The sequence below is a fragment of the Streptomyces sp. NPDC001514 genome (assembly GCF_053597075.1).
The window spans coordinates 1-2,593 of record NZ_JBSFHO010000081.1 but is presented as its reverse complement, the minus strand read 5'-3'; the positions used below and the strand labels follow the sequence as shown (position 1 = coordinate 2,593).

Below are 2,593 nucleotides of genomic sequence, written 5' to 3'. Positions count from 1 at the left end.
AGCCCGGCCGCGGCGCCCGGCGGTGTGAGCCGCCGCCACCAGATGCCGAGGACGAGCAGCGGGCAGAACGAGGATGCCGAGACGGCGAACGCGAGTCCGACCGCGTCCGCGACCGGCACATCGGTGGCGACGACGCTCACGGCGAGCGGCACCGCCATCGAGACGACGGTCGCGAGCCGGAAGTGCCGCACCCCGCGCGAGGGAAGCACGTCCTGGGTGAGGACTCCGGCGACGGACATGGTCAGACCGGAGGCGGTGGAAAGGAACGCGGCGAACGCGCCGCCCGCGAGGAGCGCTCCGAGCAGATCCCCCGGAATGCCGCCGATCATCCGCTCGGGCAGGACGAGCACGGCCGCGTCGGCCTGGCCGGTGAGGGCGAGTTCGGGGGCGTAGATACGGCCGAGCGCGCCGTAGACGGGCGGCAGCAGATAGAAGACGCCGATCAGCCCGAGCACGACGAGGGTGGTGCGGCGCGCGGCACGCCCGTTGGGGCTGGTGTAGAAGCGGACGGCGACATGGGGCAATCCCATGGTGCCGAGGAAGGTCGCGAGGATGAGTCCGTACGTGGCGTAGAGCTGATACCCGTCGCGTCCGCCCGCGAGCGGCTGGGACCAGCTGAACGGGTCCGCGCCGGTGGAGGCGCGCGCGGGCACCTCCGAGCCCTGGGGGAAGGTGAGGCGTGTCCCGGCGTCGATGCGGTGGGTGCCCTCGTCGAGGGTGACCCGGTCCTCGTCGTGCCGGGTGCCGTCGATGCTGCCCGAGACGCCGACGGTGAGCGGCTGCTCCAGCTCGACCCGTACGGTGTCGTCGATCCGTACGGCGGTGTGCTCGCGGAAGACGGTGGGCGCGTCGAACCGGGCGCGTGGCGCGTCGTCGCCGAACCAGGCGGCGACGAGGAAGAGCGCGGGCACGAGCAGTGCGGTGAGCTTGAGCCAGTACTGGAACGCCTGGACGAACGTGATGGAGCGCATCCCTCCGGCGGCGACCGCGCCCGTGACGACGACGGCGACGACGAGTCCGCCGACCCAGTCGGGCGCGCCGGTGAGGATCTCCAGGGTGAGTCCCGCGCCCTGGAGCTGCGGCAGCAGATAGAGCCAGCCGATCCCGACGACGAAGAGGCTGGCGAGGCGGCGTACGGTGGCCGATTCGAGCCGGGCCTCGGCGAAGTCGGAGAGGGTGTACGCCCCCGAGCGGCGCAGCGGGGCGGCGACCAGCACCAGCAGGACGAGATAGCCGGCCGTGTAGCCGACCGGATACCAGAGCATGTCCGGGCCCTGGAGGAGGACCAGTCCCGCGATGCCGAGGAAGGAGGCGGCGGAGAGGTACTCACCGCTGATGGCGGCCGCGTTCAGTGCGGGCTTGACGGTGCGCGACGCGACGTAGAAGTCGGAGGTGGTACGGGATATTCGCAGGCCGAGGCCGCCTATGAGGACGGTCGCGAGGACGACGAAGGTGACGGCCGTCACCGCGTACGTCTGGTTCACCGGCTGTTCCCCACGAGCGGCGTCAGCGGCCTTCGACGAGCCCGGTGAAGTCGCGCTCGTTGCGCTCGGCCCGGCGGACGTACCAGCGCGCCACGAGCCACATCACCGGATAGACGACCACGCCGAGCATCGCCCAGACGAACGGCTCGGGCGAGGAGAAGGAGCCGAGCACGGCGGCGGGGAAGGCGAACAGCAGCGGCAGGGTGCCGACGAGGAGGACGAGCACGCCGAGGGCGTACAGCCCCGCGCGCAACTGGCTGCGCATCAGGGAGCGGACGTAGACGGTGCCGAGCGGAGTCTGCTCGCTGATCTCGGAACGGGCGGGGGCATGGCCCGGCCTGCGGCGGGCTCCTCGCGGCACACCCGTGACCACCTCACGGCGGGGTGGCTGCTCTGCAGACATCGTCGTCCGCTCCCGGCATCTCGAGTCGGCTCGTTCGCGTTCGGACAGGGGTCCGAGGATCTACGGAGTCTACGCAGCGGCGATGACGGCGGGTAGGCACCGGGTGGTCTCGTCCCGGTCTCGGTGGCCCCTCGGCCGCCCACGTCTCGGCCAGTGGACCCGGGCGGTGGGCTCGGGCAGTCGGCCGGGCCCGTGGGCCCGGTGCACGGGCCGGGTGCACGGGCCGGGTGCACGGGCCGGGTGCGTGAGACCCCGGCCCGTTGGCTCGGTGCGTGGACCCGGGCCGCTCCGGGGGCGCACCTCTCACCGGCCCGCGCGTTGGCGGGTGCAGTCGGCAAGGGCGATCTCCAGTTCGACGTACGACTCCTCGGCGCGACGGAACGCGACTTCGAGGGCGGCTTCCGCGCGCGGACCGACGAGCCCCTGCGCGGACTCCCGGATCTCGTCCAGCACATCGGCCCAACGGCCTGCCGCGCTCCTGGCCCTGGCGAGGAGCGCCTCGACATCGTCCGGATTGCCGGGCGGCATCACCTGCAGGCCGCGGAGCTCGCGCAGCAGCGCTTCGATATCGGACATCAGGCCCCTTCTCCCCTTCCCGATCAAGGGTAGGCGGGGGCGGACGGCCGCAGCGCCGATTCCGGACACCGCTCGGTCAGTGGCCCGGCCCGTCGCCGTACGGGCACGGTGGGACGACGAACGGCGGCGC

3 protein-coding genes are annotated in these 2,593 nt (G+C 72.5%); all 3 read right to left on the bottom strand.

The features are described from left to right. Nucleotides 1-1,484: sodium/solute symporter (locus ACWCXB_RS36480; RefSeq protein ID WP_450728793.1), on the bottom strand; the 1,484-nt coding region annotated here is incomplete at its 3' end. 22 nt (nucleotides 1,485-1,506) lie between these two features. Next, nucleotides 1,507-1,887 carry a hypothetical protein gene (locus ACWCXB_RS36475; protein WP_450728791.1) on the bottom strand — a complete coding sequence of 127 codons (381 nt, stop codon included), beginning with the start codon at nucleotides 1,885-1,887 and terminating at the stop codon, nucleotides 1,507-1,509. A gap of 303 nt (nucleotides 1,888-2,190) precedes the next feature. Beyond that, on the bottom strand, nucleotides 2,191-2,463 hold the full coding sequence (locus tag ACWCXB_RS36470) for a hypothetical protein (RefSeq protein ID WP_450728789.1): 273 nt from the start codon (nucleotides 2,461-2,463) through the stop codon (nucleotides 2,191-2,193). Nucleotides 2,464-2,593 lie beyond the last annotated feature (130 nt).

Coding starts and splice junctions, on each gene's coding strand:
- ACWCXB_RS36475 (WP_450728791.1), bottom strand. CDS start 1,887: ATGTCTGCAGAGCAGCCACCCCGCCGTGAGGTGGTCACGGGTGTGCCG.
- ACWCXB_RS36470 (WP_450728789.1), bottom strand. CDS start 2,463: ATGTCCGATATCGAAGCGCTGCTGCGCGAGCTCCGCGGCCTGCAGGTG.